We start from the raw sequence: 23,962 nt of genomic DNA, 5'->3' as shown, positions 1-23,962 counted from the left end.
GAGGACAACTTGATGAAGTTCGTGACATTTGATTCGACGGGTACTCTCAACAGTCGCCTGATTCGTGGGGTGAACGAAATTCCCTCACATGCGGTTGAAGTCAATGAGCCGTTGTGGATGCGCATTACCCAGGAACTGGATGGCGAGTGGAAGCTCGGCGAGGATGGCGATATTTCCAAGCATCCCCTGCCGGAGTTGCAGCCCCCGCAATACACCCCCGAACAAATCGAAACGCTGCGGCTACGGGCCTACGCCAACCCATTGACCGGTTCGGATCGCTATTTTGCCGAAGCGATACGAATGGAGGCCATGGGCGAGTCGGGCTGGGAAGAGGCTCAGGCTGCGGGTGTGCGGCGTTTCAATGAAATCCAAAAGGAGTTCCCGTGGGCCGCACCTGGTACTGAAGACACCGAATAGCCGCCAAGCCCCGCCGGCGCCGGGCTTTTTTTAAGTCCTGTAATCGACCTCGCTACAGGTCTTCTCGCTCGCCAGCGCATCACGCGCGCGGCAGCCTGTGCACTGTCATCTCATTTACTGCGCAGGCAAAACCATGGCCGATTATCTTCACGGCGTGCGGGTGCTCGAACTCAACGACGGCACCCGCCCTATTCGCACCATCCCCACCGCGGTTATCGGCCTGGTCTGCACGGCCGACGACGCCGACGCCACTGTCTTCCCGCTCGATACCCCGGTGCTGTTGACCAACGTGCAGACCGCCGTCGGCAAGGCCGGCGTGAAAGGCACCCTGGCGGTGAGCCTGCAAGCCATCGCCGACCAGACCAAACCCTACACCATCGTCGTGCGCGTCAAGGACGGTGCCACAGAGGCAGAGACCAACAGCGCCCTGATCGGCACCACAACCGCTGACGGTAAATACACTGGCATGAAAGCCCTGCTCGCCGCCAAGGCCAAAGTCGGCATGGTGCCGCGCATCCTCGGCGTGCCAGGCCTCGACAGCCAGCCGGTGGCCACCGCCCTGGTCAGCATCGGCCAGCAGCTGCGCGCGTTCAACTACGTCAGTGCCTGGGACTGCAAAACCAAAGAAGAAGCCGTCGCCTACCGCGAGAACTTCGGCGCCCGTGAGGTGATGGTGATCTGGCCGGACTTCCAGAACTGGGACACCGCCACCACCGCGACAGTGAAAGCCTCGGCCGTCGCACGCGCCCTCGGCCTGCGCGCCAAAATTGACCAGGAGGTTGGCTGGCACAAAACCCTGTCCAACGTTGCCGTCAATGGCGTCACCGGCATCAGTGCCGACGTGTTCTGGGATCTGCAAAACCCGGCCACCGACGCCAACTACCTCAACAGCAACGAGGTCACCACCCTGATCAACGAGAGTGGTTTGCGCTTCTGGGGCAGCCGCACCTGCAGCGACGATCCGCTGTTCGCCTTCGAGAACTACACGCGTACCGCGCAGATCCTCGCCGACACCATGGCCGAGGCGCAGATGTGGGCCATCGACAAGCCGATGCACGCCTCCCTGGTGCGCGACATGATCGAGAGCATCAACGCCAAGTTTCGCGAACTGGTCGCCGCCGGCTACCTGATTGGCGGCAGCTGCTGGTACCCGGAAGACATCAACGACAAGGACACCCTCAAGGCCGGCAAGTTGTTCCTCGACTACGACTACACCCCCGTGCCACCGCTCGAAGACCTCACCCTGCGGCAGCGCATCACTGACCGCTACCTGATCAACTTCGCCAACAAGATCAATAGCTGACCCGTGTACCGGAGAACACCGCCATGGCCCTGCCTCGCAAACTGAAAAACCTCAACCTGTTCAACGACGCCCACAGCTACGTCGGCGTGGTGAAGTCAGTCACCCTGCCCCCACTCGGTCGCAAGATGGAAGCCTATCGCGGCGGTGGCATGAACGGCCCGGTCAAGGTTGACCTGGGCTTCTCCGACGACGGCATCCAGTTCGAATGGAAGACCGGCGGCCTGGACCTGGTCTCCCTGCGCCAGTTCGGCGCCGTCAACGCGGCCGGCATCGGCCTGCGTTTCTCCGGTCCGTTCCAGCAGGACGACACCGGTGAAGTCAGTACCGTGGAAGTCGTGTTGCGTGGCCGTCATGAAACCATCGAGATGGGCGACGCGGCACCAGGGGAAGACACCGAACATTCGATCACCACGACCTGCACCTACTACAAGCTGATTGTCGATAACGAAGAGATCATCGAGATCGACTTGCTCAACTTCATCGAGAAGGTCAACGGCGTGGACATGCTGGAAAAGCAGCGCGCCGCCCTCGGTCTTTGATCTACCCCGCACTCCCCCAAGCCCCGTCAACCCTGACATCTGGAGCCACACATGAAACCTGAAGACACCGTCGAAGCACTGCCCCCGATCGACGACAACACCGTGCACCTGGATACGCCCATCGTTCGCGGCAAGAGCTACTTCACCAGCCTGACCTTGCGCAAACCCGCCTCCGGCGAGCTGCGCGGCATCCAGTTGGTCGAGCTGCTGAACATGGACGTGGCCACCCTGATCAAGATCCTGCCGCGCATCACCAGCCCGGGCATTACCGCCCCGGAAGCCGCCGGCATGGACCCGGCCGACCTGCTCGCCTGCGGCAGCAAGATTGCCGGTTTTTTGTTGCAGAAGTCGGTGAAGACGGACGTCTCCCTCGTTGCGTAGAAGACGCCATGGCCGACCTGGCCGTGGTCTTTCACTGGGCGCCGGCTGACATGGACCAGCTTGGCCTGCAAGAACTGATGGAATGGCGCGAGCGCGCCAGGGTGCGGAGTTCCACTGATGGCCAATGACTTGAAACTACAGGTGCTGCTCAACGCCATCGACCGAGCTACGCGTCCGCTCCGCGCCATTCAGCGACAGTCAACAGAAGCGGCGCAGGCACTCAAAGCGGCTCGCGACAAGCTGAAAAACCTTAACGATACGCAGAAGCAAGTCACTGGGTTCCGTGAGCTGAAACAGGGACTGGCTTCCACCCAGGCAGCACTGGAAAGCGCTCGCCAGCACACCCAGCAATTAGGGAAAACCCTGGCACAAACGCAAAACCCCACGCGGGCCATGACTCGGGAGTTTGCTCAGGCCAAGCGCGCTCTGCACCAGCTCAAACAACAGGAAAACGCCCAGACGATGCAGCTCCAGCAGCTGCGTCAGAAGCTGCAAACCACCGGTATCTCGACACGTAACCTGGGCGAACACGAACGGCAGCTGCGTCAAGACATCAGAGCGGCCAATCAACAGATGGACATTCAACGTCGCCGTCTCGAGTCCCTGGCGCGCCAACAACTTCGTCTGACCCGAGCCAGTCAGACCTATCAACGCCAGCAGCAAACCGCTGGCAACTTGGCGGGCAAAGGGGCTGCCATGGCTGCCGGTGGCGGTGGAACGCTGTATGCCGGTACGCGGCTGATGGCTCCGGGGCTGGAGTTCGATGCCAGCATGAGCCGGGTTCAGGCCATTACCCGACTGGATAAAGGGGATCCTGAAAAGGCGGAGCAACTGCAAGGATTGCGCGATCAAGCCCGTGCGCTGGGCGGTTCGACAATGTTCACCGCCGGGCAAGCTGCTGACGCTCAGGGCTACCTCGGCATGGCCGGCTTCGACCCCAAAGCCATCAAAGCAGCGATGCCCGGCATGCTCGACCTCGCCGCTGCCGGTGGTGCTGATCTGGCACAGACCGCCGACATTGCCTCAAACATCATGTCCGGATTGGGCATGACAGCCGACCAGATGGACAGACTGGGCGATGTGCTGGTGGGTACCTTCACGCGCTCCAACACCAACCTGCAGATGCTTGGCGACACCATGAAATATGCCGCACCCATGGCGAAAACCTACGGTGTCGAACTGGAAGTGGCGGCCGCTATGGCCGGAAAACTGGGGGACGCGGGGTTGCAAGGCAGCATGGGCGGTACCGCGCTCAGCTCCATCATGAACCGTTTGGCTGCGCCACCCAAAGCAGCGCAAAAGGCCCTTGAACAACTCAACATCAAAACCGCCGACGCCAACGGCAATCTACGGCAAATGCCCGACATCCTCAAAGAGATCTACGACAAAACCAAAAATCTGGGCACCGCGAAAAAAGGTGGGCTGTTCAAAGCCATCGCCGGTGAAGAAGCGGTCAAAGGCATGGCGCAACTGGTGGAGCAAGCCGGGATTGGCGAGCTGCAAAAACTCATTGCAACCCTGCGTGAGACCCAAGGCGAGGCGGCCAAAACGTCCAAGGTGATGGCTGACAATCTCAAGGGTGACCTGACCACGCTCGGCAGTGCCTGGCAAGACCTGGGTATCGAACTGCAAGAACAGCAGGATGGCCCGTTGCGGGGGTTGGTGCAGTCGGTCATCGACATCGTTCGTGGCGTCAAAACATGGGCCAAGGAAAACCCCGGACTCGCATCGGGGCTGGTCAAAACCGTCGCCATTGTAGCCGGGTTGGCCATGGCCATCGGCGGGCTGTTAGTGACCGTGGCCAGCGTGCTACTGCCCTTCGCGGCCCTGCGCTTGATGTTCGCTCAACTGGGCATTCGACTGCCCAGCCTGATAGGGCTGCTATGGAAACTCGGCAAAACCGTGCTGCCTTTTGTCGGCAAGACCCTGCTCATGATCGGGCGCGCGCTGATGCTCAACCCCATTGGCCTGGCCATGACCGCCCTTGCCGGCGCGGCCTATCTGATTTACCAAAACTGGGACGCGGTGAAGCTGTATTTCACCAGCGCCTGGGCCGAAATCAAAGCCGGGTTCAGCAGCGGAATCGGCGGCATCCTCACGACGCTGGCCAACTTCAGCCCCATCGGATTGATCTACCAGGCGTTCGCCGGCGTGCTCAGTTACCTGGGCGTGGATTTGCCGAACCGCTTTACCGAGTTCGGCAACATGATCGTCAACGGCCTGGTCAACGGGTTGTTCGCCGGCATGGGCCAGATCAAGAGCGCCATCACCTCAATCGGTGATTCGACCATTGGCTGGTTCAAGGAAAAGCTCGATATCCACAGCCCTTCGCGGGTGTTTGCCGAGCTGGGTGGCTTCACCATGGCGGGCCTGACCCTCGGCCTGGAAGGGGGTGCCAAAGGCCCGCTCGACGCCATCACCCGCATGGGCAAACAGCTCACCGCTGCCGGAGCCCTGGCACTCGGCACCGCCTCGATGCCCGCCCTGGCCATCGATGACCGACCGCCAATCAGCAGCATGACTGCGCCGGCCTACGACAGCCACGACAACTACGAGATCAACATTCATCCCACCCCCGGCATGGATGCCCACGCCATTGCCCGTGCCGTGCGCGCCGAGCTGACCCGCATCGAGCGCGAAAAAGGCGCCCGCACGCGCAGCAGACTGTCGGACCTGGAGTAAACAACCATGATGCTGGCCCTCGGCATGTTCGTCTTCAGCCTCTCCACTGCCGCCTACCAGGAGCTGCAACGCCAAACCGAATGGCGCCACGCCAGTAACAGCCGCATCGGTGCGGCACCGGCCAAACAGTTCATAGGTCGTGGAGAAGACGCCATCACCCTCCCCGGCATCATCCTGCCGGAACTGGCCGGCAGCGCCCTCAGCCTCGACGCCCTGCGCCTGATGGCCAACACCGGCAAGGCCTGGCCCATGGTCGAAGGCAGCGGCCAAATCTACGGCTTATGGATCATCGAGAGCCTGAGCGAGACCAAGACGATTTTCTTCCGCGACGGCACGCCACGGCGCATCGAGTTCACCCTCACCCTCAAGCGCATCGATGACGACCGCATCGACCTGATCGGCGCCGGCACCCGTGCAGGCGCTGGCATCATGAGGTCACTGCTGTGATCGGTGCCTCCCTTTCCCGTGTCACCGGATTCCTGAGCGACAGCGCCGAGCGCTTTCGACGGGATGCCGCCTACCCGGTGCCCGCGTTCCGCATCACCGTCGATGGCAACGACATTGCTCACTTGATCAGCCCGCGGCTGATGAGCCTGGACCTGACCGACAACCGCGGCATCGAGGCCGACCAGCTCAGCATCACCCTCAGCGACCACGACGGCCTGCTGGCCATCCCGCCCACGGGTGCAGTGATCCGGCTATGGCTCGGCTGGAGCGACACCGGCCTGGTCGACAAAGGCACCTACACCGTCGACGAAACCGAACACAGCGGCGCGCCCGATGTACTGAGCATCCGCGGCCGATCGGCGGACCTGCGCAAGGGGTTGAAGACCAAACGCGAACGCAGCTGGAGCAACGCCACACTCGGCGACGTGCTGGGCGATATCGCCCTGGGTAATGGCCTGACCGCCACCATTGCCGGCGCCCTGGACGGATTGCCCATCTTGCAACTCGACCAGGCCAATGAGTCCGATGCCAACCTGCTCAGCCGAATAGGCGAAGAGTTCGATGCAGTGGTCACCGTCAAGGCTGGTTGCCTGCTGTGCCTGCCGGCAGGTGGCGGCAAGACCGCCAGCGGAGCCGAGTTGCCCCACATCACCCTGACTCGCGCCGACGGCGACCAGCATCGATACCTGCATGCCGATCGCGACAGTTACGACGGTGTGCGCGCCTACTTCTACGATGTGAACAGTGCCAAGAAACAGGAAGCCATTGCCGGCGGTGGGGAAAATCTCAAGGATCTCCGGCATACCTACAGCGACCGCCAGTCCGCCCTGCGCGCTGCCCGGGCCGAGTTCAATCGGCTGCAACGTGGTAGCGCGACGCTCAGCTATACCCTGGCCATGGGACGACCGGATCTGATCCCCGAACTGACCTATACGCTCCAGGGCGTGAAATCTGAGATTGATGAAATCATTTGGTATGGCGGGAATGTGCAGCACAGCCTCGGCGCAGACAGCGGCTATACCGTTAGCCTCGAACTGGAAAGCAAGCTGCCAGAGGACACCGTTGAGGATTTGGCCGAAGAGGACAAACGTGACTTCACAGGGGTGATCGCTTACTACCGCGAGAAAAAGACTGGTAAGGAAAGGACGGTTACGACTGGGGATCAGAGCAAGCCGAAGCGATTGCGGTGGCTATACGCCGCAGAGAAAACGGCGAAACGCGCGGTTGATCGAGAGTGGAGAAAATTGCAGGAAGAAAAAACATAAACCCCGGGGTTATCGAACCGGGGCCATTTTGCGAAACCATGACGACTTACTGATATCAAGGACGATTTTCATGCAGGACATACGTTGCGGCCAGTGCCACCGCAAACTCGCCGCTGCAAGCGGTATCGTTGAAATACAGATCAAGTGCCCGCGTTGCCGGACACTGAACCACTTGAGGGCCCAGAGCCTCCCCCTAGCGTGCCGCGAGCATCCAGAACAACGAGTTCATGAATGCAGCAGCCCACCATTGGAAGCCTGTTCGCAGGTATAGGAGGTTTTGATGTCGGATTTGAAAACGCAGGGTACCGCAGTGCCTGGCAGGTCGAACTCAACCCGGTCAACCGGGCTGTGCTTGCCGATCGATTTCCCCATGCACAGCAATTTGAAGACGTACGCCAGTGCGGCGCTCACAACCTCAGCCCCATCGACGTTCTCACCGCCGGGTTCCCCTGTCAGGACATCAGCGTGGCCGGCTGCCGGGAAAGCAATCGAGACTCTCGGGGGCTACGCGGGGAACGTAGCGGCCTGTTCTGGGAAGTCATACGAATACTCAAAGAAATTCAACCTCGCTGGGTGGTCCTTGAGAACGTCGTTAACCTGCTCGCTGTCAACGATAGCCAAGACTTTGAGACAGTCATCAGGGCCCTTACGGACTGCGGGTATGTGGGATGTTGGCGAGTGCTTAATGCTCAATATTTCGGAGTCCCCCAGCAACGTCGTCGAGTATTCCTGGTCGCAGGTTATCGACGAATGCCCCCCATGGAGCTGCTGGCTGACGCCGCGCCAGTGGACGCAATACCTCCAGCGTCTCAATCGATCCAGTGGCCACGCCCCGCGGATGCCTGGGCTGCCAATACTTTATTGGCAAACAAAGCCGGGTCCCAGATCACTTTGGGCTGTACCACTTTCGTCGCTCACCCGCACGGATGGGATCAGATGGCTGAGCGGCAGCGAGCGTCTGAAGATGATGGGTTTTGCCTCGGACTGGATGCGGCCAACCTTGCGGAGGCTTTCGCTGCCGGAAACGCCGTTGTTACGCAAGTGGCGGAGTGGGTTGGAAGAATGCTCATAGAAGTAGGTTGATACATTGCGTCGGCGCGTTGCCAGCAACTCCTCCAGCGCGCCACCAAAAAAATTATGCCCTTTTTCGTTTCAGCAGCTTCAACACAGCCGTTTTGGCGAAGAGTTCAACGCGCTGCTCACAGTCAAAGCCAACTGTCTGCTTGCATGCCAGCGCCAAGCTTCCCCACATCACCCTAACCCATGCCAGAGGAAATCTTTGAGGCAAACTCCGATAGCGGCAATACGCCATTCTGATATTGTTCTGCTAGGTTCCGTCAAACAAATGGAAAAGGTTATGCCTGAAAACTCACAGGAAGATCTCGAAAGCAGCCTGGTGAAGCTAGAAGAAAAGCTACCAGTTTTAGTTGAGGCTCAAAACGCGTATTGGAAATCCACCCGGCAATTTCAAGCTCTTCTGAGTGAAAGCGGAGTTCCGGGGGGGGTTAAGCCCACAAGCTCGGCTCGAAGATTTACGCCTCAAAACTTAACTTACTTACGGTTTATCTGCATATATGGTGACAAGCTAGAAAAAATCACCAAGGATATTATAGTAACCGTAAAGACTCCGGGAAGAGATCCCTATCGAGTGATACTTCAGCACAATCAAACCTACGCTTTTGTTTGGATTCAGCGTTTCTGCGAGTGGATTGAAATTTCTAGCACCACCTCGCTGCTAAAGCCTCAAATAAAAAAAATAGAGTTATACGGCGCAACACAAGAGCAGCTTTCACAGTACGCAAAAGACATTGAAGAAACCATCGAACTAAAAAAGACAATTGAACAATTCAAGCTCAATACAAAATCTGAGATTTCGGACGCCCAAGATTTATTATCTGGAACACATACAGCAAAAGCAGAGCTAGAAGCCGAAATAAATACACTAACAGTTCTTCAACAAAAAATAAAAACCGAGAACGAAAAAACAACAATATCCCTAGATATTTCCAAAGCAAAACTCCAACAGACGGAACTTGAAGCAAAGCATCTAGACAACAAAGCCTTAGAAGCAAAAAATAATACTGAACAGCTGAGTCAGCATGCTGAAAACCTAAACAAAAACATCGCAGACCTTAAAGCACAACTGCAGAAGCTCACGAACGATAGAAACCTAATATCTGATGAGTACGGCCCTTACGTAGAAGAGGGAAAATCACAAGCAACAATCTATTCAGCTCTGATAGTACTACCGTTATTAGCGATAATTTTTTCAACCTATCAAGTCTATGTAGGTGCAGGAAACCTACTGACTGCGGAATACAAGTCTACAACCGATGTACTGGCCGCCTTCATTTTAAGAATCCCATTTGCAGCTATTTTCGGGCTCGCTATACTTTATAGCTGGAAGCTTGCCTACGCTATGATTCAAAAAATATTCAAAATCCATAGCGACAGATTGACCCTAGCGAAGCTTTTGGTGGTAGCACGAGAAACGGTTCACTCTTCTGCAAAAAATTTAGACATTTCAGATCATGAGAAATTCCAAGAGCAAACTGCACTTAAGATAGAGGTACTGAAGAGCCATATGGCGAGAGAATTAAACGAAAATTTCACCTATAAGCCAATTCCCACACGAAAAACTGCATCGCCTGACTCTATGCCGGAAGCAGTAAATGATGAGCTGGTGGAAAACGATGCCCAAACATCCTAAATCTTTAGGCAGATAAGTGAGGTAGAAGAAACCCGGCACATAGCCGGGTTTCCTCAATCATTCACCTTACTTCGTTGACTGCACAAACGCCTCCATGATCCGCAGCACGTCTTGGCGCTGCTGATCATCGAGCTTGGCCAGAAGGTTCAGAAAGTGTTGCTCCAAAGGCGTGGGGTTTTCCATAACGCGTACTCCATTTCCTTGTGTAAGGCGCCGGTGCTATTCGCAGCACTTGAGCTACCCGGGAGTCCCCCATTCTGAGCACATCGTTCTGTGCCACTCACCCTGCCAAAAACTGGAGTCAGTTGAATGGGGGGGGCGCCAGCCAGACGACCACTCCCGCAGATGCACACAACCTTGGAAATGTAAGTACTAATTGCACCAGGCTTCAGAGTGCAGGCTTGTTTGGTGGAAGCGTCATGTAAATGCCGTTTTCACTCCAACCTTGCAAGTTGCCTTTTGCATCGACAACGTAATATTCACCGAAGTCATTTTCTGGCTCATCCAGGCGTAACCCGCCATTGGGAAGCTTTTGGGTCAGATACTTCGAGGTATCTTTCCCATCCACGAAGATTTCGTCGATGAAGTACTGGCCGTCGCGCTGATACAACACCTTCACGTGACCGAGGGCACCGTCACGCAACCAGCTGCCGATCATGTCTGGATACCCCTTCAAATCCAAAGCCCTGAGGGTCTGGTAGTCCTGAGCGCTGAGACCGATGAGCGAGCTTTTGAAGTCAGGATCAAAACTGGCGTTGGCCCAGTAGGCTTTGTCGGTTTGGCCTTCAACCCTGAAGCCAATAAATGTCGTCTTGGCTTTGAATTTTGTGTCGGCATGAACCGTTTTGGCTACTTCAGCCAGCTCCGAGTCACTTAAGCGCTTGGGCAGTAAGACTTCGACTTTACGAGGCAGCCCCTCTTGAAAGTCGTCTTTTGTGATCGAATATGACTTCGACACAACACTCTGCGTGACCTTCTCGACAGGCTTGTCTTTGTTACCACCTGAACACATCGAAACCGTCACAGCGATGATGATGAGCAGAATGATAAATCCGCCAATCTTTTGGCCGATGGTGACTCCCGGATCGGCAACGCCGCAACTGGGGCAAACCTTCGCTGAGGTATCTATTTTGTGCTTGCAAGACTTGCAGGGTGTTAGTGCCATTCGTACCGCTCCTTTTTATATCCATAAAAAGCCGGCCATCATGGCCGACGTACCGCCTCCACTGACCTAGACAGCCTTTGCACAGGTCAGTTGTTCTCCTTTCTTGCGTCTATGCTCGCGGCCTTCGCAAAGGCGGAAGCCATACGGAATAGCACCTCGCGATCTGTCTCGCCTATGTGCTGAAAAACCTCAAGAAACTTCGCTGTATCAGCGCTGATGCTTTCGGCAGTCACTGGCCTGCGTTCGCCAGTCACCACGTACAAAACATCAACGCCCTTTTCAGCTACTGCCGCTAGGTAGGCCGCATCTGGGCTGCGCTCACCTTTTTCATAGTTGTACTGACTGTTTTTCGAGGCACCAGCCTTCGCCGCGAACTCGGTTTGATTGAAACCCAAGCGCTCGCGTTCTTCTTTAAGGCGCTCACCAATTCCCACAAACGTCTCCATAACGAATTGACATTCCCACGATCATGGGAAATACTTCGCCTGTCATCACACGAAATCACACGAAACGAGACTATGCCGAACGCATACCCCACCGAGCAAGCATGCCAAGAGGCCCGAGAGCGCCTCGAACACCAAGGGCTGTCGGCGAAAGACTGGGCCGATCAACACCAACTAAGCCCGTCAACGGTGTATGCGGTGCTGAACGGACAGAAAAAATGTCTCCGGGGAGAAGCTCACCGGGCTGCGGTGCTGCTCGGCATCAAAGACGGTGTCGTCACAAACTAGGCCCGCTGGCTCAGGGAGGAAACCAGAAGATGAAACGTCCAGTTCTAGCCAACCGGAAAGATGTTGTCAGCGCCGTTATCTGCGCTTACCCAGGCGGTCGCCTTTATGCCGCTGCCGAATTGGGTATGCCGGTCAAGAAGTTCGATAACCAGGCCTATGAGAGTGCCGGCAGTCGCCCCCTGAGCGACGACCACATACACCGGCTCGAACAGGTTGCTGGTACTGCCTATTTGGCGAATTACATCGCGGCCAAGTACGGCGGCATATTTGTTCCGCTGACCGCTGCGGCAGACCTGGACAACGTCGAGTTGTACAACCGGTCAGTCAAAGCCGCCGCCAAGCGCGGCAAGGTTGATCAGATTATTGCCGCTGCCCTGGACGACGGGGTGATTAACCCCGGCGAGGCACAGGCAATTGTTCAGGCATTGATGAACTACATGTCCGCCCGCTATGCCGAGGTGTTGGCGACCATCCAACTGCACAGCAAGTCGATACAAGGAAGTTAAGCATGGACAACTGCATTCAACCTTTACCGAGACGTGCCTTGATCTCTTTCAGTGCCGTAGCGACGTCATCGACAGCAAAACGAATGTCCTCAGCTCTCACGATTAGCCCAGGCACTTCTCCTGTAGCGGTCAATTTTGTTGTTTCTCGACCTCGCATGATTTCCACCAACGCTTCGTACCGCTCCTGCAAGCGCTGCATCAAGCTTTCAACATCCCTTTTCGAGTGAGCCATGACCTACATCTCCGATTTAGAAAGAAATCAATTACTGGGCCTGCTGGTCATCGCCCAGCAGCGACTCGACACAGTAAAAGAAATTGTCGCGACCACCAATGACTCGCTATCAGGTACTGACATCAGGATTGCCATCGACGATGCGATCACTCCGCTGAATATGGCTTATGAAACGGCAGAGACGCTCTAAAGGAACCGGTTATGAGCACTTACAAGCTGGTCTGCCCTCACTGCCACGGCCGTATGCGCATCCGCACCAGCGAAGGCACCCACATCTTCCTGCGCGTGGCCTACCTGCAATGCACCAACGAGGCCTGCGGCTGGTCAGTGCGTGCCCAGTTTGAAATGACTCACGAGATGAGCCCCAGCGGCATGGCCAACCCAGCTGTACGCCTGCCCGTCGCCGATATCGCCCTGCGTCGCGCCGCGATGAAGACCGCCAACGATCAACCCGACCTGCTCGACCAAATGGAAATGGAGTGTGCGCAATGAACCACGAACAGCTTGATCACGACTATCGCAGCAGCATGCAGCGGGCGGCGTTTGCCTATCTGCAACGGCATGAGGCGCAGCACCTGGTGGATTCCGACTTGCTGTACGACAACTGCGTGCGGCACATGACCACCGCTCTGGAGGTGCCGGTGTTCCTGGCGCAGCAGCTGGTGCACAACGCCTGGACTGAGTTACAGGTGATCAACCAGCGCAAGTGGATCGGTGTGGATTGGGGCAATTCCCCTGGTAGCACCGTTGTGCACCTGATCGACACGCGGGCTGACCTGCGTTACCCGGTCCCGGCGAGGCTGCTGCCGCAGACCTTGCTCGCCCAGCGTGCGTCCGCGCTCAAGCAATACCCTCAGTAAGCCCTTTCTAAACCTCCCGCCCTGCCCCGCTTCCCGTGGGTTTGGGTGAGCTTTGCCCGAAATCCGAGGTAGATCATGGAAATCGACGTCGCCATCACCGCAAAACTGAGCCGATCGCAGGCCGAGGCGTTGCTCGAAACGCTACGCAGCCAGTACGCGATGCAGTTCAACGAGCATTGGTACGACGATCGGTTTCGCCTGGTACCCGAGGGTTTGCGGCATGGCTCGTTGCTCGCGGCCTTCCCGGTGATGGCCGCACAGAAACGCCTGATTGGCGCCCTTAAACACAGCCTCGGCGAAGTGAAGTAAGCCCCGATGAACATGAAACACGACTTACGCGCCGACATTCTGCAACGGCTCCAGGCTGACTACGGCCTCAAGCACAAGGCCGGCAGGTACATGCGCGAAGGCGAATGCCCGGCGTGCAAGAAGAAGGAGCTGTATGCCTTCCACGATGATCCGTGGATGATCCGTTGCGGCCGGGGCAAGTGTGGCCAGACCTGGCATGTGAAGGAGATCTACGAAGACCTGTTCGACGACTGGAGCAAACGTGCGCCGGCAACCGATCAGCATCCCCATGCAACGGCCCGGGCGTATCTGGAATTTGCGCGCGGCTTTCGCCTGGATTTGATTCAGGGCTGGTTCACCCAGGAAACGTATTTCTCTGGTGAGTTGAATGCCGGCAGTGCGACGGTGCGCTTTGCCCTGGACAAGGGTGGGTACTGGGAACGGCTGATCGATCGGCCGCACCGCTTCGGCAAGATGAAGGCGCGATTCAAGCCCGGTGACAGCCCGCGGGGTGTTTGGTGGTGCCCGCCCTGTGTCGAGCTGCTGGACGTCAAAGAGCTGTGGATTGTCGAGGGGATCTTTGACGCCATTGCCCTGGTGCATAACGGTATTGCGGCGGTGTCGGCGATGTCGTCCGGTGCCTTTCCGGAAGAATCCTTGAAAGAGCTGTCTCGGTTGCGGGGTGGCAAGTTGCCCAAGTTGGTGTGGGCACTGGATAACGAGCCGGGGGCGCACAAGTACACCAGGCGTTGGGTGCGGCAGGCGCGCGCCCTGGGCTATGAGTGCGAGGCGGCGCAGATTCCCCAACCGGACAGTCGCAAGGTTGACTGGAATGACCTGCACCAGCGTTGGAACTTCATCGATGACGAAACCCAACACATTGAGCAAGTCGAAAAAGACTTGGCCACTGCTCGCTACTACGGCTCTCTCCTGATCGCTGAAAGTGCGTCAGAGAAGGGCGTACTGATGTACGACTGGCGCGAGCGCCATGAATTTCACTTCGGCTTCGACAGTCGGTTGTACTGGTTCAAGATGGACCTGGAGAAATTCAACAAGGCGATGCAGTCGCTGGAGACATCCACCAGTCACGAAGACCAGCTACTCAATGAAAAGCAGCGCCGTCAAAAAGCCTTGCGCCAATGCGGCGGTGTGGTGGAAATCGCCAACTGCTACCCGCAGGCGCTGTACTTCCAACGCAATGAAGTCACCGACGAATCCTGGTACTACTTCCGCGTCGACTTCCCGCACGACAGCGGCAGCGTCAAAAACACCTTCACCGGTGGCCAGGTCGCCGCCGCCAGCGAGTTCAAGAAGCGCCTGCTCAGCATGGCCGCCGGCGCTGTTTTCACCGGCAGTGGCCAACAGCTCGACAAAATCATGAAGGACCAGCTCTTCGGCCTGAAAACCGTTGAGACCATCGATTTCATTGGCTACAGCAAACAGCACACGTGCTACGTCTTCGGTGACATTGCGGTGCGCAACGGCATCGTCAGCCAGGTGAACAAGGAAGACTTTTTCGAGTTCGGCAAGCTGCGGCTCAAGACGCTGCAGAAGTCGATCGCCATGCACATCCAGCGCGACAGCAAGGTGTACCGCAGCGACTGGCTGCCGATGCTGTGGCTGTGCTTTGGCGCCAAGGGCATCGTCGCACTCGCATTCTGGTTCGGCTCGCTGTTCGCCGAACAGATCCGCGCGCAGTACAAGTCGTTTCCGTTCCTCGAGGTCACCGGTGAAGCAGGCGCCGGCAAGACCACGCTGCTGACCTTTCTCTGGAAACTGCTGGGCCGGGAGCACGAGGGTTTCGATCCATCGAAATCGACCCGTGCCGGCCGTCAGCGTGCCATGGGCCAGGTGTCCAACATGCCGGTGGTGTTGATCGAGGGCGACCGCAATGAGCCGGACAAGGCGCACGCCAAGGGCTTCGACTGGGACGAGCTGAAGGACTTTTATGGCGGCGGCACCCTCGGCACCAAGGGCATGAAGACCAGCGGTAACGAGACCTACGAACCGCCGTTCCGCGGCGCCATTGCGATCAGCCAGAACGCTGATGTTAATGCCTCAGAAGCCATCCTGACCCGGATTATCAAGTCGCACTTTGCGCGTCCGGAAGTCACCACGGAGAGCCGAGCCGCGGCGGACAACCTGAACCTGATCCCAGTGGAACACCTAAGCCACTTCCTGCTACTGGCCGTGCGCGCAGAGGCGCAGGTGATGGCGAAGTTCGCCGAACGGGTGCTGGTCCATGAACGGCAGCTGCGCACGCTCAAGGAAATTCGCGTCGAGCGAATCATCAAAAATCACAGCCAGTTGATGGCCCTGGTGGATTGCCTGCGCCTGGTGTGCCCGCTGGATGAAAACCAGGTGGTGACGACGCAACAGGCGCTGACGGTCATGGCCCTGGAGCGCCAAACCGCGATCAGCGCGGATCACCCGTTGGTCGCTGAGTTTTGGGAGGTGTACGAATACCTCGAAAGCCTGGGTGAAGGCCCGCAGGTGAACCACAGCACCGACCCCGCTTTGATTGCTATCAACCTCAATGAATTTGCCGAGAAGGCCAGCGAGCACCGGCAGAACCTGGCCGACCTGAAGACCTTGCGCACGCTGCTGGTTAACAGCCGCAGCCGCAAATGGCTGGAGTCCAATAAGGCCTCCTATAGCGCTGTGCGTGCTTCACAGGCTGCAGGCAACGCGATGTTCAATAAACCCATGACCGTGCGCTGCTGGATTTTTAAAAGCGCCTGACCCAACGATAAGGAAAGCGGTCTATCCGCTGCCCTGCTCCATCAGCCTATGGACCTTTTCGCCACGGAGGCGAGTTATGAGCAGTATTGAATTTCTGACACATGAGCAAGTCTGCGAACTGACTGCCGCCCGAACGAAGGCAGGGCAGCTGGCTGTATTGCGCAAGAACGGCGTCCGACACACGATCAAGCGCAATGGATGGCCTTGTGTAACGACATCTGCATTGTTGGACCCCAAACAGAGTCAATCATCGAATCCAGGTACCTGGCAGCCAAGGAAAGCCATCTAAATGGGTAGAAAACCATCAAAACCGGACAGCATTGCCAGACTCCGCAAGCGTACACAGCGTAGTGGGACGGTTTATTACTACTATGACACCGGCTCAAAGCCACGCCGCGAGATCCCACTGGGTTCAGACTATGGCCTGGCCATCCTCGAATACGCCAAGCTGGAGAAAAGCCGGGTTTCCGTTGCACTGGTGCGGACGGTTCTGACCTTCGACTACGTAGCCAATCTTTATATGGAAGAAGTTGTCCCGACAAAGGCACCGGCGACACAGAGGGACAATGCCCGCGAACTGAAGCAGCTACTGGTGTTTTTCAATGACCCACCTGCCCCACTTGAGGCCATTGAGCCACTGCATGTCAGGCAGTATTTGCGGTATCGCTCAAAGACGGCGCCTGTCCGGGCAAATCGAGAAAAGGCGTTACTCAGCTCAATCTGGAATTTCGCCCGCCAGAGCGGTTACACCGCTCTGGCCAACCCTTGTTCAGGCGTAAAAGGCAATAAAGAGCTGGGTCGGGACATTTATGTCGAGGATGAATTACTGCTAAGCGTATATGAGCGCGCTGGACAGCCGCTTCGTGACGCCCTGGATCTGTTCTATCTCACCGCCCAACGCATAGCGGACACGTTAAAAATGGACGAGCGTGATATCCGCGATGGCCAGCTGGCCGTTCAACAGGGGAAAACCAGCGTAAAGCGACGGATCGAGATTGTCGGTGAGTTGAAGGTAGTGATTGATCGAATTCTGGCGCGCAAGGCCGGGTACAAAATTCGCTCCACTCGCTTGGTGGTCATGGAAAATGGCCAGCCAATGACAACCAGCATGCTCAGAAAACGATTTGATGACGCCCGCGAAGCCGCCGGTATTGAGAAAGCTGACTTTCAGATGCGCGATTTAAGAGCGAAGGCAGCAACAGATAAAGAAGAATCAACCGGCAATATACGCGCGGCGCGTGATCAACTTGGACACACCACTGTGGGCATGACAGAGCACTACATTCGCATGCGAAAAGGCATGAAAGTTACGCCTACAAAATGACCAGCGGTCGCGAGTTGCGGAGCAGGGATTTATTTTTGCGGAGCAAAGAAATAAGGGCTTGCATGAGGTATCTCACGCAAGCCCTTGATATTCATGGTGCCCGAAGCCGGAATCGAACCGGCACGCCCTTACGAGCGGGGGATTTTAAGTCCTGAGGGAAAATCAATCAGGCCGGGGCTTACAGATAGTTTTCCGGGCCGCAATCAAACCTATTGATATGCCGTGCAGCCCAATGTTTCCGCATCCCCCTACAAGATTGCGGCCCAGAAACCACCGCCCCTCAAGCGCGAAATTATGCACTCGGGACAGCTTGACAAAAATCGAACGTATGCCGATCAGGCATACTTATTGCGCGCACTCAGTATCACAATTACCGATTTACCTTGGGGGTGAGATATGCTGAGGCATATCGCAAGGCCCAGGTGCCGAATCAAAAAAATATAAACAAGGAGTGCTACGCTGACCTCATAATCGAGGATTCTCGATGCCAGACTCAGACCTGCTCCCTTCCCTGCTGTTCAAGATCAACGAAATGCTCGCCTAACGTTTTAACCAATCTGTTGCATCGACCGGTTGAATCCACAGCCATAAGCAGTCAGTGGACAGAAAAGTTGCAAATCGGTAGCGTCGGGGCTGCTTCATGAACATTTTCCGCAGTTGAGCCTGCCTTCATCTATGCCGAGGCCAATACCATCCGTGCACCGGGCGGGGCCTAACAACTCATTCCCGCCGAAACCGCTTCGCGACTCGGCTTAAAACGGCGTCAGGTGTACACATGGTTAGTCTCGTAGATTCAGCTCGTTGGGCCCCGATCATTGGCCGACTGTTCATCGCTTTTGGAAGCATTGAACGAACAACACATGAATGCATCCGCGATTGGGCCGGAGAAATAATCCATAAGCATTTTGCCAATGCTCCGCTATCCGCACGTATCGACTTTGCTCGGGATCTGGCAAAGGCTCAGGATGCGACATATGCAACACAGGAAGCTTTCGTGCAATCGCTTCTCAGCGCCAAGAAACTCGCGCAAAATCGAAATCTTGTTGCACACAACCCGCTTTGCCTCGTATTTTTCCAAGACTCTCTTGATCGCCCTTTCCTTGAGGCTGTTGCGCATCACACCAACGATCAGAAGATCTTGTCGTACGAGGCGCTTGTTGAGATCGTTGAACGTTCAGAGCGTTGCGCGGAGGAACTTATTCACAACTTCGTTGCTTTCCGTGTGGAAAAGCTTGATGTGGAATCTCTCAAAACCTTTCCTGGCCTAGGTGGTACACCCCACGCCTAACAAGCGGTTCGAGCTGTTCTCTTCGTAGTTCGAATCCCCTCGCCTCCACCATTTTTATACGACAAAACCCTGATTATTCAGGGCTTTGTCGTTTCTGGGGTTTGGATCTCCCAGCCGTCACTTTCATGATCGTTTCCGCATCTTTTCGACCATTTCTGCAACCCACTCCCACTGAGGATCCAGAAACGACTCTGAAATGTCTGACTCTCTCCCAGGCCGTTTTATCGACCTGCTAGCCCACGTTTCCTCTCGATTTCTGCTGCTACGCTGAAATCACCATGGAGGATTCCCAATGCCCAATTCTGATCTGCTACCGTCACTACTGTTCAAAATCAATGAAAATCAACTCGCCTTAGAGGCCGCCGTCATGGAGCTTTCGAATTGGGTCGAGCAGCGCGGGTCCGCAGAAGTCGCCGATAACGTGCGCGGCGCCCTGGAAGCAATCGACAAGAATGAAGAATTCATCAAAATGACGCTTGCGGTGATGATGGCGCCGGAATGACTACTTTCAGCAGAAGCGGACATCGCCACACCAAACTTGATCAGGCGCCGGCACATCAGACTCAAACGACATCCGGCCTACAGACTGCATCCGCCAGTTAACTCAATCGTTAGCGAGAACCTAAAAGAGAGAGTATTGAACGAAATGACATTGCCGATTACCGACTTGATCGTGGCCACAGTGAGTAAGATGGTCGATGATTCACAATCAGGAGCATACAGAGAACCAAGTCATTCTGACCTGGACTTCTACATTGGTCGCGCAGGCTTATCGAACGTCGACCCAAAGGTACAAGGTCAAAGCGTCGGTAAATCAAAACGTTTGCGGGCTGTTCTCTCTTGGGCGCTCGATAATGACCAAGCAGCCGGTGGTAAGCTAATCGAGAGCTTGATCTCGAAGATTAGAGCGTCCGGAGGTTTCAGGGAAACGTCCGATAACTATATTGGCAAGGACGTCATTTTGCGGGCTGTAGAAGCCTTCAGCTCAGAAGGCTACGTACTCGCATTGGATGGTGACCTACAATCTAAGAACTTAGAATCACTGAGTGGCCGGAGCCTCACAGAGGCATTGCGAGCCTACGCTAGACGTGCCAAGAAAGGCGCGGAGGATGCAGCCCTGCTCTCCGGCACGAGCAAAGACTTACTGGAAGCTACCGCAGCCCACGTTATAACGGTGAAATTCGGCGCGTACCCGCAGCAAGCCAATTTTCCGGCTTTGCTTGGCCAAGCCTTCGTTGCTCTCGGCTTAGCCACACCCGAAGATCCACCATCATCTAGTGAGGCCCCTTGCCGCATGATGGAACGTGGCATGTATCAAACTGCTGTTGGTGTAAACCGTCTTCGGAATAAAGAAGGTACTGGCCACGGTCGCCCTTGGTCCGCAGGCATCACAAAAGCAGAGGCAGAGGCCGCCGTAGAGCTCGCCGGCGTAATAGCTGGATACATGCTGGATAAGCTGAATGCGTGCTAACAACAGAGACAACGCGGACAGGCTTTTCCGATGCGCACCAAAACCGGCAGGATACGCTTGAAATACGTACTTGCTTTGGGTCGATCTTGTTGAAAGGTAGGCTCTCCTAAGATATGTCGCGCATCCCTGGGCTAGTATCACGCCCAGTTTCTTGCGCAGCTCCGATCGTCATCGTTGCTCAAAACAGTCAAAACCCTTTGGCAACTGGCATAGAAGGTGCCGGAGTCAACTGGGGTCCAGACCACCACCATCGCATCTTCCTTAGCATCGAATCGCGCGTGCATTATGGCAAAGGAGCACTGAAAAAATTTTCGCCTATGAGAAAAAGGCTATATGATTTGCAAGCATCGCTGAAACCGTTAGGAAGCATTCCGAAACCTAACGTTTCTAGCTTTACCGTCATCGATGGATAGCTAACTTTGACGGATCTTTAAGGAGTGAGTTTTGAGAAAAATAGAGCGGATCGGCTTGCATAATATGCCTTGGCTTGGTCACGGAATCGAAATCGATGTGGACCAAGGCTGTCAATTTTTGATTTTGACTGGCTACAATGGCTCAGGAAAATCGCGGGTTCTATCGGCTCTTTTCGAAACATTATCGCTAGCTCGAAATCATGACTTTCCTGCAAAGGAATCTGACTGGGTGATGAGCATTGCATTGCAAGACGACGTAGAAGTTAGAGCAATTAAAGCCGATCGAGGAACTATGCCCCACGATTCGGTCCAAAAAAAGGTTGGCTCAATTTTAACCAAACGTGAGAGCCTTTCGAAAACATACAAAGATGTCGAAAAATATTTGCAAACTGGAAAAGCCCGGGGCTCATACTCTTCGCAAAAATCGGAAAACGAAGACTCTCGCAACTTTTGTGCCGGCACTATCTTTTGCGATCAAAATGAATTAGAAGCAATTGAAAACTCGATAAATGTTGTTGCGTACATCGATGAAAAAATTCACTTCAACTACGCCCGAAAAGTTGAAAGCGCACTATTTGAAAACGACCACAATCTAAATAACACTCTGCTAGTCCTGATCACCGAATTTGTATCATCCAGCATTGTAAAAGACTCCGTTAGCTCCGTACTGGAATCCTCTGTAAAAGATGCAATGAGAGAGTACTTCAAAACTGCCAAAAAGAAAAAACTGGAAATAACAGAAGAAAAAGCGGTCGAATACGTTTCAGAAAAAATAAAACTAGAAGAAGTAAACCTGAGTGACACCATATTTTCCTCGAACGACTTTTTTGTAATATCCAATGAGTTCTTCACACTCACAAAACGTAGACTTGTATGGAATGACAACACAATCAGGCTTAGATTGTGCGATGGAACATTGGTGGATTGGTTCTTGTTTTCGAAGGGAGAAAAAACATTACTATCCTTATTTTTGATGGTGTACTTATATAAAGGTAGTTCGCTATTTTTCCTCGACGAGCCTGAAACCTCTTTACATGTAGAGTGGCAGCAAAGACTTCTACCCGCCCTTCAAAAACTGGCACCTAATTCGCAATTTATCATTGCAACCCACTCTCCATTCCTCATAATGAATACAGATGTTGAGCAGGTTATAAACATGGCAAAATACACACCGGACGCATAAGATGCACAAATCTTCAGAACTGGGTTTTGTCATTGACGGATCGCATCTAAGCAAACTTAAATACTTCAACCTTGACGGGCTGGAAACACAAACAGTATTCGTTTGGGTTGAGTCCCGAGAAGACAAGCGATTTTGGCGCAGTCTATTAAAAGACAACAGCAACTACAAATTTGAAATCAAACTCCCAGATCAATTTCTTTCTGTTGATGGAAAAGCTGCTACCGGGTGTAAACGCCTGATGGCAATGTTGGATCGCAAGGAAGTCACTCTTAGCAAACACAATATTTTTTGTATAGATGATGACGGATCATTTCTCTCGTCGTTTTGCAACGAATACGAAGACAAAACAAACAAAAAACACATCTATACCACCAAAATATTTTCGATTGACAACGCTTTTTTGGTACCCATGCACGTTGATCGCGTGTTAGCAAACATCTCGGCTTGTGAATTAAATAAACTAGTTCTGAAGCCGTCCGACCTTATTGAAGCACTCAGTTGTAGCTCTCATGATACAGTAGCGTTGCTTTCTTACGCCAATGTAATCACCCCACAAGCGGCTGAAACATTAAGAAATGGATTGCATTCGGCGATCCAACGCCTGAAACTAATTGACTTTGAAGTTCCACTTGCTGAGTCAGCAGTTTACCAAGAATTTTTAGGCACTTTAAAATCCTTAAACGAAAACATAAAAACAAGTTTTATTAGTGCAGGATTCGAAGGCAAATTTGAAGCATACGAATCAAAGCTATTATCGATTGGACTAACCAGATCAAATGCATTCCTTTTTATCCGAGGCCATGATGTATTTGACATGATAACTTCTGTTGCCGACCGCATGAGCAAACATCTAAAACGACAAGAGGAAGTCCGAATCAAAGGCATCTACCAAAACCCAGGCGATGTTGTTAAAGCGCTAAAAAATGAGTGGGCTGAGTTCGCTTCTACACTAAAACAATGCTTCTATTACACAAGCCTTGAAGTTGAATTCTTGGCTGACACTGTCACAGAGCTTTCCGAACAGTATAGCTAGATCATTACAGTTTAACGTATCGCTTGATGACGCTAGCAAATGTTGTTGCGGTACGCATTTCATCTGCTCACAGAAGCCTGCTATTACCCCAAAAAGATGGATAAAGCCTTTTTTCCATTGACAATAATTAGAGTCACTATACTCCTAATTTTCAAAACCCTAGACACAGCCACCCTATTGCTAAAATTTGCAATTATCGGGTGGCTAACCGTTATTTATTGTCTACCTCTAAAAGAGACCTCCGAAAGCTGCTGGCTCCCAATTCATTACGATCAGTTCACCGCTGATGTCGGCCCGACCTTGGCGCTGATTTGTCGTGGTGTAGCGGATATCCAGCGTCTCAAAGTGAAAGCCTTCAAACACCCGGCGGATGTCCCGGTGGTCGTTAATGCTGACCATCACCTTGCCCTTACAGCGACGCATGAAATCCGCCATGCGTTCGTAATTTTCAAAAGGAAAATCCACCCCATAGCCCGCGGTCTGCCAGTACGGTGGGTCCATGTAGTGGAAAGTGTGGGCACGGTCGTAGCGTTCGGCACATTCCAGCCAAGGCAGGTTTTCCACGTAGGTGCCGGACAGGCGTTGCCAGGCAGCCGAAAGGTTTTCTTCGATCCGCAGCAGGTTGATTGACGGGGTGGTGGTGGCGGTCCCGAAGGTCTGCCCAGAGACCTTGCCGGCGAAGGCATGGTGCTGCAAGTAGAAAAATCGGGCGGCGCGCTGGATGTCGGTGAGGGTTTCGACTCGAGTCATTTTCTGCCACTCAAACACCTGGCGTGAGCTGAGCGCCCATTTGAACTGACGCACAAACTCCTCGAGGTGGTTCTGCACCACGCGGTACAGCGTCACCAGGTCGCCGTTGATGTCGTTTAGCACTTCGACAGGTGCCGCCTGGGGCCGCATGAAGTAAAGCGCGGCGCCGCCCGCAAACACTTCGACGTAGCATTCGTGTGGTGGAAACAGGGGAATGAGGCGATCGGCCAGA

The 23,962-nt window shown here is 54.6% G+C and carries 29 protein-coding genes and 1 tRNA gene; 25 read left to right on the top strand and 5 right to left on the bottom strand.

Going from position 1 to position 23,962, the window contains the following annotated elements; genetic code table 11:
* Positions 1-12: 12 nt before the first annotated feature.
* The 11 genes from ACLD1X_RS18320 to ACLD1X_RS18270 all read left to right on the top strand — a co-directional run bounded on the left by ACLD1X_RS18320 (position 13) and on the right by ACLD1X_RS18270 (position 9,744).
* Positions 13-417 (top strand): hypothetical protein, encoded by a 405-nt coding sequence (locus ACLD1X_RS18320; protein ID WP_429370004.1) that lies wholly within the window; start codon positions 13-15, stop codon positions 415-417.
* 133 nt (positions 418-550) lie between these two features.
* A complete protein-coding gene (locus ACLD1X_RS18315) occupies positions 551-1,720 on the top strand; it encodes a phage tail sheath protein (protein WP_429370002.1) in 1,170 nt (389 codons plus the stop codon).
* Between the two features lie 23 nt (positions 1,721-1,743).
* A complete protein-coding gene (locus ACLD1X_RS18310; RefSeq protein ID WP_429370000.1) occupies positions 1,744-2,259 on the top strand; it encodes a phage major tail tube protein in 516 nt (171 codons plus the stop codon).
* A gap of 51 nt (positions 2,260-2,310) precedes the next feature.
* Entirely contained in the window at positions 2,311-2,640 is a 330-nt protein-coding gene (locus tag ACLD1X_RS18305; protein WP_429369998.1) for a phage tail assembly protein, read from the top strand.
* Between the two features lie 8 nt (positions 2,641-2,648).
* Positions 2,649-2,768, top strand: coding sequence for a GpE family phage tail protein (locus ACLD1X_RS18300; protein WP_429369996.1), 120 nt, complete (start codon positions 2,649-2,651; stop codon positions 2,766-2,768).
* The gene (locus tag ACLD1X_RS18295; protein ID WP_429369994.1) at positions 2,758-5,322 is read left to right on the top strand and encodes a phage tail tape measure protein; all 2,565 of its coding nucleotides are present in this window, start codon (positions 2,758-2,760) and stop codon (positions 5,320-5,322) included. The genes ACLD1X_RS18300 and ACLD1X_RS18295 overlap by 11 nt, the downstream gene beginning before the upstream one ends.
* A gap of 6 nt (positions 5,323-5,328) precedes the next feature.
* A complete protein-coding gene (locus tag ACLD1X_RS18290; protein WP_429369992.1) occupies positions 5,329-5,769 on the top strand; it encodes a phage tail protein in 441 nt (146 codons plus the stop codon).
* The gene (locus ACLD1X_RS18285) at positions 5,766-7,034 is read left to right on the top strand and encodes a phage late control D family protein (RefSeq protein ID WP_429369990.1); all 1,269 of its coding nucleotides are present in this window, start codon (positions 5,766-5,768) and stop codon (positions 7,032-7,034) included. Before ACLD1X_RS18290 ends, ACLD1X_RS18285 begins: the two co-directional genes overlap by 4 nt.
* Positions 7,035-7,104: 70 nt before the next feature.
* A complete protein-coding gene (locus ACLD1X_RS18280) occupies positions 7,105-7,305 on the top strand; it encodes a Com family DNA-binding transcriptional regulator (RefSeq protein ID WP_429369988.1) in 201 nt (66 codons plus the stop codon).
* Positions 7,266-8,117, top strand: a complete 852-nt coding sequence (locus ACLD1X_RS18275; protein ID WP_429369986.1) for a DNA cytosine methyltransferase — start codon at positions 7,266-7,268, stop codon at positions 8,115-8,117. The genes ACLD1X_RS18280 and ACLD1X_RS18275 overlap by 40 nt, the downstream gene beginning before the upstream one ends.
* Before the next feature lie 4 nt (positions 8,118-8,121).
* On the top strand, positions 8,122-9,744 hold the full coding sequence (locus tag ACLD1X_RS18270) for a hypothetical protein (RefSeq protein WP_429369984.1): 1,623 nt from the start codon (positions 8,122-8,124) through the stop codon (positions 9,742-9,744).
* Between the two features lie 388 nt (positions 9,745-10,132).
* On the opposite strand, the gene ACLD1X_RS18265 is transcribed toward ACLD1X_RS18270, so the two are convergent.
* Entirely contained in the window at positions 10,133-10,909 is a 777-nt protein-coding gene (locus ACLD1X_RS18265; RefSeq protein WP_429369982.1) for a zinc ribbon domain-containing protein, read from the bottom strand.
* Between the two features lie 86 nt (positions 10,910-10,995).
* Positions 10,996-11,343: a helix-turn-helix domain-containing protein gene (locus tag ACLD1X_RS18260; protein ID WP_429370263.1), complete on the bottom strand. Its 348-nt coding sequence runs from the start codon at positions 11,341-11,343 to the stop codon at positions 10,996-10,998.
* Between the two features lie 84 nt (positions 11,344-11,427).
* On the opposite strand from ACLD1X_RS18260, the gene ACLD1X_RS18255 reads away from it, so the two are divergent.
* Both ACLD1X_RS18255 and ACLD1X_RS18250 read left to right on the top strand, forming a co-directional pair.
* Positions 11,428-11,640, top strand: coding sequence for a DNA-binding protein (locus ACLD1X_RS18255; RefSeq protein ID WP_429369980.1), 213 nt, complete (start codon positions 11,428-11,430; stop codon positions 11,638-11,640).
* 29 nt (positions 11,641-11,669) lie between these two features.
* Positions 11,670-12,146: a YmfL family putative regulatory protein gene (locus ACLD1X_RS18250; protein WP_429369978.1), complete on the top strand. Its 477-nt coding sequence runs from the start codon at positions 11,670-11,672 to the stop codon at positions 12,144-12,146.
* Between the two features lie 16 nt (positions 12,147-12,162).
* Here ACLD1X_RS18250 and ACLD1X_RS18245 read toward each other — a convergent pair whose 3' ends face one another.
* Complete coding sequence (locus ACLD1X_RS18245) at positions 12,163-12,378, bottom strand: hypothetical protein (protein ID WP_429369976.1); 216 nt, start codon at positions 12,376-12,378, stop codon at positions 12,163-12,165.
* Here ACLD1X_RS18245 and ACLD1X_RS18240 point away from each other — a divergent pair.
* The 7 genes from ACLD1X_RS18240 to ACLD1X_RS18210 all read left to right on the top strand — a co-directional run bounded on the left by ACLD1X_RS18240 (position 12,377) and on the right by ACLD1X_RS18210 (position 17,592).
* The gene (locus tag ACLD1X_RS18240; protein WP_429369974.1) at positions 12,377-12,568 is read left to right on the top strand and encodes a hypothetical protein; all 192 of its coding nucleotides are present in this window, start codon (positions 12,377-12,379) and stop codon (positions 12,566-12,568) included. The two genes, ACLD1X_RS18245 and ACLD1X_RS18240, sit on opposite strands and share 2 nt — an antisense overlap.
* Positions 12,569-12,579: 11 nt before the next feature.
* On the top strand, positions 12,580-12,870 hold the full coding sequence (locus ACLD1X_RS18235) for an ogr/Delta-like zinc finger family protein (RefSeq protein WP_429369973.1): 291 nt from the start codon (positions 12,580-12,582) through the stop codon (positions 12,868-12,870).
* Positions 12,867-13,238: a hypothetical protein gene (locus ACLD1X_RS18230; RefSeq protein WP_429369971.1), complete on the top strand. Its 372-nt coding sequence runs from the start codon at positions 12,867-12,869 to the stop codon at positions 13,236-13,238. The genes ACLD1X_RS18235 and ACLD1X_RS18230 overlap by 4 nt, the downstream gene beginning before the upstream one ends.
* A 75-nt stretch (positions 13,239-13,313) precedes the next feature.
* Positions 13,314-13,547 (top strand): hypothetical protein, encoded by a 234-nt coding sequence (locus tag ACLD1X_RS18225; RefSeq protein ID WP_429369969.1) that lies wholly within the window; start codon positions 13,314-13,316, stop codon positions 13,545-13,547.
* A 6-nt stretch (positions 13,548-13,553) separates the two neighbouring features.
* Entirely contained in the window at positions 13,554-16,268 is a 2,715-nt protein-coding gene (locus ACLD1X_RS18220) for a bifunctional DNA primase/helicase (RefSeq protein ID WP_429369967.1), read from the top strand.
* 76 nt (positions 16,269-16,344) lie between these two features.
* Entirely contained in the window at positions 16,345-16,557 is a 213-nt protein-coding gene (locus ACLD1X_RS18215) for a DUF4224 domain-containing protein (RefSeq protein ID WP_429369965.1), read from the top strand.
* On the top strand, positions 16,558-17,592 hold the full coding sequence (locus ACLD1X_RS18210) for a site-specific integrase (protein ID WP_429369963.1): 1,035 nt from the start codon (positions 16,558-16,560) through the stop codon (positions 17,590-17,592).
* A gap of 94 nt (positions 17,593-17,686) precedes the next feature.
* On the opposite strand, the gene ACLD1X_RS18205 is transcribed toward ACLD1X_RS18210, so the two are convergent.
* Positions 17,687-17,764: transfer RNA gene (locus ACLD1X_RS18205), tRNA-OTHER, on the bottom strand.
* A gap of 603 nt (positions 17,765-18,367) precedes the next feature.
* Between ACLD1X_RS18205 and ACLD1X_RS18200 the strand changes: the two genes are divergently transcribed.
* The 5 genes from ACLD1X_RS18200 (at position 18,368) to ACLD1X_RS18180 (ending at position 22,980) form a co-directional block, all read left to right on the top strand.
* Positions 18,368-18,880, top strand: a complete 513-nt coding sequence (locus tag ACLD1X_RS18200) for a hypothetical protein (RefSeq protein WP_429369961.1) — start codon at positions 18,368-18,370, stop codon at positions 18,878-18,880.
* 292 nt (positions 18,881-19,172) lie between these two features.
* On the top strand, positions 19,173-19,382 hold the full coding sequence (locus tag ACLD1X_RS18195) for a hypothetical protein (protein ID WP_429369959.1): 210 nt from the start codon (positions 19,173-19,175) through the stop codon (positions 19,380-19,382).
* 144 nt (positions 19,383-19,526) lie between these two features.
* Positions 19,527-20,351: an abortive infection family protein gene (locus tag ACLD1X_RS18190; RefSeq protein WP_429370261.1), complete on the top strand. Its 825-nt coding sequence runs from the start codon at positions 19,527-19,529 to the stop codon at positions 20,349-20,351.
* A gap of 444 nt (positions 20,352-20,795) precedes the next feature.
* Positions 20,796-21,947, top strand: coding sequence for an AAA family ATPase (locus ACLD1X_RS18185; protein WP_429369957.1), 1,152 nt, complete (start codon positions 20,796-20,798; stop codon positions 21,945-21,947).
* Between the two features lies 1 nt (position 21,948).
* Positions 21,949-22,980, top strand: coding sequence for a DUF4435 domain-containing protein (locus tag ACLD1X_RS18180; protein ID WP_429369955.1), 1,032 nt, complete (start codon positions 21,949-21,951; stop codon positions 22,978-22,980).
* A gap of 228 nt (positions 22,981-23,208) precedes the next feature.
* Here ACLD1X_RS18180 and ACLD1X_RS18175 read toward each other — a convergent pair whose 3' ends face one another.
* The gene (locus ACLD1X_RS18175; protein WP_429369953.1) at positions 23,209-23,961 is read right to left on the bottom strand and encodes a DNA adenine methylase; all 753 of its coding nucleotides are present in this window, start codon (positions 23,959-23,961) and stop codon (positions 23,209-23,211) included.
* Position 23,962 lies beyond the last annotated feature (1 nt).

Origin of the sequence: Pseudomonas sp. 18173 (assembly GCF_050432945.1) — a bacterium.
Classification (GTDB): Bacteria; Pseudomonadota; Gammaproteobacteria; order Pseudomonadales; family Pseudomonadaceae; genus Aquipseudomonas.
The sequence above is the reverse complement of the archived record's forward strand: the minus strand, read 5'-3'. Positions and strand labels throughout refer to the sequence as shown.

What these genes read in the sequence shown, in the direction of transcription:
- ACLD1X_RS18320 (WP_429370004.1), top strand. Translation starts at nt 13, where the DNA reads ATGAAGTTCGTGACATTTGATTCGACGGGTACTCTCAACAGTCGCCTG.
- ACLD1X_RS18315 (WP_429370002.1), top strand. Translation starts at nt 551, where the DNA reads ATGGCCGATTATCTTCACGGCGTGCGGGTGCTCGAACTCAACGACGGC.
- ACLD1X_RS18310 (WP_429370000.1), top strand. Translation starts at nt 1,744, where the DNA reads ATGGCCCTGCCTCGCAAACTGAAAAACCTCAACCTGTTCAACGACGCC.
- ACLD1X_RS18305 (WP_429369998.1), top strand. Translation starts at nt 2,311, where the DNA reads ATGAAACCTGAAGACACCGTCGAAGCACTGCCCCCGATCGACGACAAC.
- ACLD1X_RS18300 (WP_429369996.1), top strand. Translation starts at nt 2,649, where the DNA reads ATGGCCGACCTGGCCGTGGTCTTTCACTGGGCGCCGGCTGACATGGAC.
- ACLD1X_RS18295 (WP_429369994.1), top strand. Translation starts at nt 2,758, where the DNA reads ATGGCCAATGACTTGAAACTACAGGTGCTGCTCAACGCCATCGACCGA.
- ACLD1X_RS18290 (WP_429369992.1), top strand. Translation starts at nt 5,329, where the DNA reads ATGATGCTGGCCCTCGGCATGTTCGTCTTCAGCCTCTCCACTGCCGCC.
- ACLD1X_RS18280 (WP_429369988.1), top strand. Translation starts at nt 7,105, where the DNA reads ATGCAGGACATACGTTGCGGCCAGTGCCACCGCAAACTCGCCGCTGCA.
- ACLD1X_RS18275 (WP_429369986.1), top strand. Translation starts at nt 7,266, where the DNA reads ATGCAGCAGCCCACCATTGGAAGCCTGTTCGCAGGTATAGGAGGTTTT.
- ACLD1X_RS18265 (WP_429369982.1), bottom strand. Translation starts at nt 10,909, where the DNA reads ATGGCACTAACACCCTGCAAGTCTTGCAAGCACAAAATAGATACCTCA.
- ACLD1X_RS18255 (WP_429369980.1), top strand. Translation starts at nt 11,428, where the DNA reads ATGCCGAACGCATACCCCACCGAGCAAGCATGCCAAGAGGCCCGAGAG.
- ACLD1X_RS18250 (WP_429369978.1), top strand. Translation starts at nt 11,670, where the DNA reads ATGAAACGTCCAGTTCTAGCCAACCGGAAAGATGTTGTCAGCGCCGTT.
- ACLD1X_RS18240 (WP_429369974.1), top strand. Translation starts at nt 12,377, where the DNA reads ATGACCTACATCTCCGATTTAGAAAGAAATCAATTACTGGGCCTGCTG.
- ACLD1X_RS18245 (WP_429369976.1), bottom strand. Translation starts at nt 12,378, where the DNA reads ATGGCTCACTCGAAAAGGGATGTTGAAAGCTTGATGCAGCGCTTGCAG.
- ACLD1X_RS18235 (WP_429369973.1), top strand. Translation starts at nt 12,580, where the DNA reads ATGAGCACTTACAAGCTGGTCTGCCCTCACTGCCACGGCCGTATGCGC.
- ACLD1X_RS18230 (WP_429369971.1), top strand. Translation starts at nt 12,867, where the DNA reads ATGAACCACGAACAGCTTGATCACGACTATCGCAGCAGCATGCAGCGG.
- ACLD1X_RS18225 (WP_429369969.1), top strand. Translation starts at nt 13,314, where the DNA reads ATGGAAATCGACGTCGCCATCACCGCAAAACTGAGCCGATCGCAGGCC.
- ACLD1X_RS18220 (WP_429369967.1), top strand. Translation starts at nt 13,554, where the DNA reads ATGAACATGAAACACGACTTACGCGCCGACATTCTGCAACGGCTCCAG.
- ACLD1X_RS18215 (WP_429369965.1), top strand. Translation starts at nt 16,345, where the DNA reads ATGAGCAGTATTGAATTTCTGACACATGAGCAAGTCTGCGAACTGACT.
- ACLD1X_RS18210 (WP_429369963.1), top strand. Translation starts at nt 16,558, where the DNA reads ATGGGTAGAAAACCATCAAAACCGGACAGCATTGCCAGACTCCGCAAG.
- ACLD1X_RS18200 (WP_429369961.1), top strand. Translation starts at nt 18,368, where the DNA reads ATGGTTAGTCTCGTAGATTCAGCTCGTTGGGCCCCGATCATTGGCCGA.
- ACLD1X_RS18195 (WP_429369959.1), top strand. Translation starts at nt 19,173, where the DNA reads ATGCCCAATTCTGATCTGCTACCGTCACTACTGTTCAAAATCAATGAA.
- ACLD1X_RS18190 (WP_429370261.1), top strand. Translation starts at nt 19,527, where the DNA reads ATGACATTGCCGATTACCGACTTGATCGTGGCCACAGTGAGTAAGATG.
- ACLD1X_RS18180 (WP_429369955.1), top strand. Translation starts at nt 21,949, where the DNA reads ATGCACAAATCTTCAGAACTGGGTTTTGTCATTGACGGATCGCATCTA.